A 3,665-nucleotide genomic window follows, 5' to 3' on the forward strand; every position below is an offset into this window, starting at 1 on the left:
TGGCGACGACGCCACCAACACCGCGCCAAAACCAGCCACTACCAGCGACGACACAGCAAGACCTAACGATCACAAACTACGGCTGGAGTACTAGGCTCGCGGCGTCGGCGGGGTCGTGGTAGCGGCGGAGCTGGTGGCCACTCGGGGGTTATCTACGCAGGCCCGGAGGGTGCGAAAAAATCTTCGGGTAGCCCGGAGGCCGACTTCAGTCTGACGCATTCCGGTCCGGTCGCGGTTGTGGTGTACCTCAACGCCACAATCAGTCGAATCGGTGTCGATTCTGCGGAAACGGTTATGCCAGAGTCTGACGAAGCCGATAGTGGTGGTCGTATGCCTAACGCGATGCTCGACGTTATATAGGAGATGACCTCCGGCCTGTCCGGCACCGAATAGGATCCTGAGAATTGCAGTGTTTTCGCTGGTTGCGCGGGATGCTTGTTGGGGCAAGTAGCCGATCTGCTGCTGGTTTCGCCCGTCCGAGTCCTGATCTGGGAGGAACGCCAAGTCAGCCTGGGCCGATATCAGTTGGGTCTGGTGTGACGAGGCATTCATCGACCGCGAAAGGATTCTCTGCAAATGCGCACTGCCTCTCGCATAGTCACGATCGTCCATCCGGTCGGCAAGATGTTCGCCGCTTTCGGCGATGCCATCGACAACGCCCGCTGGCGGCGGGTGGGCATCAAGGAGAACACCGTCGAGAACGCGCCTGCAGTCGGCATGGCGCACCAGAAGGTGGCCTGGCTAGGCGGTCGGGCCAGATTTTTCGGAACGCTTGCGATATCCATCGTGTTGTTCTGTGTCCTCACAGCGTGTCCAGGCGGAGGGGACCTGCTCGACAAGATCAACGAAAAGCGCGTCGCGCACGGTTGCAGGAACGTCAGCGGGGACGACCAACTCCGTGCGGCCGCCGATCGGCAAGCCGTCGATATCCGTGACCACCCCGACCATTTCGGTACGCCCGGAACCAGCCCCTTGGCCGATATTCATACCGGCACGGACGGTACCAACGGGGGCACCCGCATCACAGCCGCTGGCTACAGCCCGCTGTCAGCGTGGGGTGAGATCATCTACTGGGCCCCTGGACCGCCCGGGAACACCGAGCAGGCCACTATCGATTGGTGGATGGACAGCCCACCTCACCGGGCGCAGATCGAGAACTGCAATTTCACGAACGTGGGAATCGGTCTGTTATACCCCGATGGAAATCAATGGATTGCCGTGGCAGATTTCGCGGCACACTGAACCGCGGAACGACAGCAAGTAGCGGCGCGAACGAGGTCTGGCCGTCGCGCGCGCCCGTGGGCAACGCCTGGGCCGCCCGCCGGCCATGAATGCCGAGCAGATCCGCCAGGCCCGCGCAATGCTCCCCCGCCCGGACAAATCGGTGTCCTCGATTGCCCGCATGTCCTGGTCAGGGCGGATAGTTCCGAGTTGAGCTGCGGGACAGGGGCGTTGGTACTCGGCTGGGCTGACGATGCCGGTAGCCCGCCATCACGGCTGGTCAAGCCGTTGTCGTTGTTTTTCGCACGATTACTGCCGAGACCCCGAAGAGTCACGGTAAGCGCTGTTCCCGAGCGCGTGCTGGACTCGAGAAGCTCGCATTAGATGCAAGATTCCTTCATCCGATGAAAGCGGTTGTCGAGCTACCGCAGATAAATCGCGGTGTCAGAGCCCCGGAGGTGCCGCATCGGCCCAGTTCACGCGGGCAGTTACCACAGATAATAGGCCCCTATCTGCGGCAAATCCTTAGCGCCGGATTTCACGGAAATGGGCAGCACCGCGATGCTCCTACACTCAATACCGTTGCTGTGCAACAGATCAGGTGAGTTCGCTAGTCCCGGAGCGGTCCCCCTGTGACGAATCGGCTCAGCCCAGTTGTCTGCACCGGGCTTCGCGTCGGGTCGATAACGCTTTGCCGAGTGCGGTCAGCGGGTCGCAGAATGTGGCGGTGATCGTCTTCGAGGGCGTTGCCCAACGCGATGAATGGCGGGAACTCCCGGGATCGGTGCGGGAGGCGGTCACCGACGGGCTCGGTGCGCCGGTGGTGTCGGCTATCAATCAGCGTGGCGGGTTCAGCCACGGTATGGCCGCGGTGCTGACGTGCGCCGACGGCAACGCGGTGTTCGCGAAGGCGGTGCGCGCCGATGACGGGCTCGCGGGCCCCTACCGTGCGGAGGCCGCCGCCGCGCGAGGGCTGGCGGGGCTGGTACCGACCCCGGCGGTGCTGTTCACGATCGAGCGTGACGGCTGGTTCGTCGTGGTGTTCGAGTTCGTCACGGGCCACCATCCTCATCTGGATCAGCCCCGCGAGCTGAACGCGGTGTTGGAGTTGCTGGATCGGATGGCGACTGCGCTCACCCCGAGCCCGCTTCCGGCAATGCCCACCGTGTCCGAGGTCTACGGGCCGAAGCTGCGGTGCTGGACCGCGCTCGCCGAGCAGTCGACACCCGCGGAGAACCTCGACGCGTGGACGCTGCGCAATCTCGACCGGCTGGCCGCATTGGAGCATCGGTGGCTGGAGTGGGCGGATGGGGAGACGTTGCTGCACACCGATCTTCGCCCGGACAACCTGCTGGTGACCGCGGATGGTTCGGTGATGGTGGTGGACTGGGCGTGGCCCTGTCGAGGTGCGGCGTGGCTGGATCTGGGGTTCCTGGCTCCGGCGATCGCGGCCAGCGGCATCGACCCGGATCCGATCCTGGCCACTCAGCCGAGCACGGCCGATCTGGACCGGGTCGCGATGGATTCGTTCGTGTGCGCCCTGGCCGGGTACTGGACCGTGCAATCACGGTTGCCGGTACCGCCCCGGTCGCCGAACTTGCGCGCGTATCAGAAACGGGCGGCTGCGACCTCGCTGTCGTGGTTCAGGTCGCGGATGCAGTGGTCGTAGCCACGGTTACGCGCCTCAGGCGGCGAAGAGCTGCGGGGCGCGAGAGCGGATCTTGGCCAGGGCGGCGTCGGCGCGGGTGGAGCGTAGGGCGCTCAGGATCCCGACCACCACCCCGGCATCGACAACATCGCCGACCATGGCCGGGTGACGGTCGGGTCGGCACCGACACCTCGCCCCGAAAGCCTTGCGCGGGCGGATGTCTCGGCCAGGCATGGGCCGATGTCCGATCTCTAGCCGGTCGGGATGCTGCGGCGCAGTTCGTCGGCGGCCTTGCGCAGCGCGGTGGCCAGGCCACGGGCGTCGTCCGCGGCGATGTCGCATCCGTCACCGTTGACCACCAGGTCCATGCGCACGACGCGGATGTCGTTGCGGTCGAAGGCATACAGGCCCGCACCGAGGAAGGCTCCGATCAGATCCGGCCCCAGGGCCGCAGTGGCGCGGATGTCGCTGGCGTGCCCGCCCCGGTCGCCCGGGTCGCAGGCATCGGCGGGCAGGTGATCGATGCACCGACGTCGGGCAGATCCCGACCGGCGGCACGGGCTGCTCATACCAGTCGGCGGCATCCTCGAGCAGCTCCGCGGCAGCGGGGGCCTGCTCGACGGTGAGGTGAACTTCATCGCCGCCGGGGATCACGACCTCGAGGTAGGCCGTTCATGATCACGGCAAGGGGATCGTCGTCCACCCGATGGTGTCGAGGTGTGCTGCGACCAGGGGGATAGCCACGGTTTCGAGTCCCTGGACGACGTCGAGGGCCGGGTGCACGTTGACCTCGAAT

Annotated in this window: 4 protein-coding genes; 2 read left to right on the forward strand and 2 right to left on the reverse strand. The window is 65.3% G+C overall.

Features of this window, described 5'->3' with window-relative positions; translation table 11 throughout:
* Positions 1-576 precede the first annotated feature (576 nt).
* Both ACIRRA_RS45620 and ACIRRA_RS45625 read left to right on the forward strand, forming a co-directional pair.
* Positions 577-1,242 carry a CAP domain-containing protein gene (locus ACIRRA_RS45620; protein ID WP_402782295.1) on the forward strand — a complete coding sequence of 222 codons (666 nt, stop codon included), beginning with the start codon at positions 577-579 and terminating at the stop codon, positions 1,240-1,242.
* 706 nt (positions 1,243-1,948) lie between these two features.
* Entirely contained in the window at positions 1,949-2,890 is a 942-nt protein-coding gene (locus ACIRRA_RS45625) for a phosphotransferase (RefSeq protein WP_402782298.1), read from the forward strand.
* 15 nt (positions 2,891-2,905) lie between these two features.
* Here ACIRRA_RS45625 and ACIRRA_RS45630 read toward each other — a convergent pair whose 3' ends face one another.
* Positions 2,906-3,028 carry a hypothetical protein gene (locus tag ACIRRA_RS45630; RefSeq protein ID WP_402782301.1) on the reverse strand — a complete coding sequence of 41 codons (123 nt, stop codon included), beginning with the start codon at positions 3,026-3,028 and terminating at the stop codon, positions 2,906-2,908.
* 92 nt (positions 3,029-3,120) lie between these two features.
* The gene (locus ACIRRA_RS45635) at positions 3,121-3,438 is read right to left on the reverse strand and encodes a hypothetical protein (RefSeq protein WP_402782304.1); all 318 of its coding nucleotides are present in this window, start codon (positions 3,436-3,438) and stop codon (positions 3,121-3,123) included.
* Positions 3,439-3,665 lie beyond the last annotated feature (227 nt).

The organism is Nocardia sp. NPDC101769, from assembly GCF_044766925.1.
Lineage (GTDB): Bacteria > Actinomycetota > Actinomycetes > Mycobacteriales > Mycobacteriaceae > Nocardia.

Coding starts and splice junctions, on each gene's coding strand:
- ACIRRA_RS45620 (WP_402782295.1), top strand. CDS start 577: ATGCGCACTGCCTCTCGCATAGTCACGATCGTCCATCCGGTCGGCAAG.
- ACIRRA_RS45630 (WP_402782301.1), bottom strand. CDS start 3,028: ATGGTCGGCGATGTTGTCGATGCCGGGGTGGTGGTCGGGATCCTGAGC.
- ACIRRA_RS45635 (WP_402782304.1), bottom strand. CDS start 3,438: ATGAGCAGCCCGTGCCGCCGGTCGGGATCTGCCCGACGTCGGTGCATC.